Genomic DNA, 3006 nt, shown 5'->3' with positions numbered 1-3006 from the left:
CAAAGGGCTGAGTCGGGGTACGTCGGGTTCGACGTCTATCGCGCCTCCCGTATCTGCGCGGCGGGGCACGGAGGCCAGGTTCTTCTCTCTCAGGCGACCCGGGAACTGGTCGCGAACGATCTCCCGAACGGCGTGAGCTTGCAGGACTTGGGCGAGCACCGGCTCAGAGACATCGCGCAACCCCATCATCTATTTCAGATCGCGGTGACCGGCCTGCCGACTGAGTTCCCAGCGCTCAGATCTCTCGACGTTCTTCCGAACAATCTTCCTCGACAGCTGACGAGTTTCATCGGGCGCGAGAGGGAGATCGCCGAGATCAAGCGGCTCCTGGCGACATCCTCCTTGCTCACGCTGACGGGCTCAGGCGGCGCAGGCAAAACCCGGCTGGCGATGCAGGCGGCCTCCGAATCGCTCGACGCTTTCGCAGACGGGGTGTGGGTGGTCGAGTTGGCCGCTCTGGCCGATCCGGCTCTCGTTCTCCAAACGGTCGCGGCGGCTCTCGGTTTGCGCGAGTACGCCGGCCGGGCGATGACCGAGACGCTCGTAGATTATCTGCGCCCGAGGTCACTACTCGTCGTCCTGGACAACTGCGAGCACGTGCTCAAGGCGTGTTCAACGCTGGCCGAAGCCCTGCTCCGCGGGTGCCCGCACCTCAAATTGTTGGTCACGAGCCGTGAGCCGCTCAGCGTTCCTGGGGAGAAAGTCTGGCGTACGCCCTCGCTCTCATTGCCCGACCCTCAGCGTGCGCCCAGTTCCGAGGAACTGGCGCACTGCGAAGCTGCGCGCCTTTTTGTCGAGCGGGCGATCGCCACCCAACCGACATTTGCCGTGACAGCCGGCAATGCGAACGCAGTAGCACAGATCTGCCGGCGCCTGAATGGTATTCCGCTGGCGATAGAACTAGCGGCCGCGCGGATCAAGGTGCTGTCTGCTGAACAGATTGCCGTCCGTCTCGACGATAGTTTCCGGCTCCTAACCGGGGGGAGCCGAACGGGCCTGCCGCGGCAACAGACCCTACGGGCAGCGATGGACTGGAGTTACGACCTGCTGTCCGACCAGGAACGGGGGGTGCTGCGGAGACTGTCCGTGTTTGCCGGCGGGTGGACATTAGAGGCGGCGGAAGCCGTCTGCGCCGCTGAGAGCGTCGAAGCGGCGGACGTGCTGGACCTGATCACCCAGTTGGTCGACAAATCGCTGGTGGTGGCCGAGACCCAGGGAGGGGAAGCGCGGTACCGGCTGCTGGAGACGGTGCGCCAGTACGGACGCACCCGGCTGGCCGAGGCTGGGGAAGCCACGGGAGTGGCGATCCGGCATCGAGACTGGTTCCTCCAGCACGCCGAACGGGCTGAGCCAGAATTTTTCGGGCCTGAGCAGAGGACGTGGCTGGACCGACTTGAAACGGAGCACGACAACCTTCGAGTTGCCCTGGAGTGGAGCAAGGCCGAGCCCGCGGGCGCGGAGGCAATCCTGCGATTGGCGGGGGCGTTGACGTGGTTTTGGTTCATCCGCGGTCACTGGCGGGAGGGGCGTAGGTGGCTCGAGAGCGCGCTGGCGCGAAGCGCGGATGCTCCCCCGGCCGCTTTGCCCCGGGCGATCCACGGAGCGACGTTCTTCGCATGGCGCCAGAGCGACTACAAGCGTGCGGCCGAACTGGGTAAACAGGGCCTGGCCGTCTGTCGTGAAGTGGGCGATAGACAGCACATGGGCCGTCTCCTCGTATGGCTAGGGATCACGGCGATGCGCGAAACGGACTACGGGCGCGCGACGTCGCGCTTCGAGGAGGGCCTGGCCATTGCCCGCGCCCTCGGGGACAAATGGCTGATCGGCCTGGCACAGGCACAGGTGGGGATCGTGGCGCAAGTGCACGGCGACCTGGACCGTGCGATTACATTGCACACGGAAAGCCTTGCTCTTGGCAGGGAAACGGAAGACGCGTTCTCAATCACGTACAACCTACGAAATCTGGGGAAGGACACACTCCAGCAGGGCGACGATACGCAGGCGGGCGCGTACTTCGCCGAGTGTCTCACGCTGAGTAGGGAAATCGGCCATCGATGGATCACAGAGGAGTGCCTGGACGGACTGGCGAGGGTGGCGTGCGCCCGGCGACAATACGAGCGTGCTGCCTCACTGTTCGGTGCGGCGGACGCGTTGACCGAAGCGATCGGCCATCACCGATCTCTTGTGGACCAGGCCGACCACGACAAACGCGTGACGGCTACGCGGGCCGGGCTGAGCGCGGCCGCGTTCAACAAAGCGTGGGCGCAGGGCCGGGCCATGACGCTGGAGCGGGCCATTGAATGCGCCCTGGCAACCACAAACCCGGTCCCGTCCAGCAGCGAGGCCTTCTGAGATCCATGGCGAGGCATGCGATGTCGCAACTTGCATCCGAGGAGGGAACACCATGACGACGATGCGTTACGCGCTGACCCTGCCGGCGATGCTGGAGCGGGCCGAGCAGATCTTTCCACGCAAGGAGATCGTCTCCAGGACCGAGTCGGGGATCTTCCGCTACACCTACCGGGAATACGGCCAGCGTGTCCGCAGGCTCGCCTCCGCGCTCGTGGGCCTAGGCGTCCAGAAAGGCGACCGTGTGGCCACGCTCGCCTGGAACCAGCACCGCCACCTGGAGGCATACTTTGGTGTTCCATCTATCGGGGCAGTGCTCCACACCTTGAATCTGAGGCTCCCCCCCGCCCACCTCTCGCACATCATCAATCACGCCGGCGACAAGATGATCCTGGTCGACGAAGATCTGCTCCCGCTGCTCGAGTCGGTGGCTCCCGACCTCAAGACGGTGGAGCGCGTTATTGTCATGAGCGATCGGAGTTCGATCCCCCCGACAAAGCTGGCCAACGTGTCGTTGTACGAGGCCCTCGTCGCCGCGGCCGACCCGATGCGGCAATGGCCGGACCTCGACGAGTGGGACCCTGCCGGCATGTGCTTCTCCTCAGCCACCACCGGGCTCCCGAAGGGCGTGACCTATACCCACCGGGCGCTGTGGCT

2 protein-coding genes are annotated in these 3006 nt (G+C 65.0%); both read left to right on the top strand.

Features of this window, described 5'->3' with window-relative positions; translation table 11 throughout:
- The coding region (locus VFP86_17240) for an adenylate/guanylate cyclase domain-containing protein (GenBank protein HET9001388.1) at positions 1-2352 on the top strand (2352 nt) is incomplete at its 5' end.
- Between the two features lie 52 nt (positions 2353-2404).
- Positions 2405-3006: AMP-binding protein (locus VFP86_17235; GenBank protein HET9001387.1), on the top strand; the 602-nt coding region annotated here is incomplete at its 3' end.

The sequence above is a fragment of the bacterium genome, from assembly GCA_035703895.1.
Classification (GTDB): Bacteria; Sysuimicrobiota; Sysuimicrobiia; order Sysuimicrobiales; family Segetimicrobiaceae; genus Segetimicrobium.
Note: the sequence above shows the minus strand (reverse complement) of the source record. Positions and strands in the feature narration are given on the sequence as shown.